This window comes from Gilvimarinus sp. 1_MG-2023 (assembly GCF_030548285.1).
Genome location: NZ_JAUOSC010001330.1, coordinates 1 through 254, shown reverse-complemented (window position 1 = coordinate 254; position 254 = coordinate 1). Strand labels below are relative to the sequence as shown.

Annotated in this window: 1 protein-coding gene; it reads right to left on the bottom strand. The window is 52.0% G+C overall.

The features are described from left to right. Positions 1–250, bottom strand: a 250-nt coding sequence (locus Q4563_RS21165; RefSeq protein WP_442903846.1) for a F0F1 ATP synthase subunit A, incomplete at its 3' end; no start/stop codon positions are given. Positions 251–254: the final 4 nt, after the last annotated feature.

Genomic DNA, 254 nt, shown 5'->3' with positions numbered 1-254 from the left:
GCCCCATGGCATGAGCAATGCCGGGCACCAGATCAACTGGCAGCCATTTGAGGGAGTTCATCAGGAAGACCCAGACAAAAATCGTCAATGCCAACGGCGCAATCAATGGGTTTTTCCCATGAAATGTGTCCTTAACGGTGCCATCAACAAACTCAACCACTGCCTCGACAGAGTTCTGGAGCTTGCCAGGTACATCCGATGTAGCGTTTTTCGCCACTTTCCGGAACACCCATGCGAACAGGATACCCATAGCC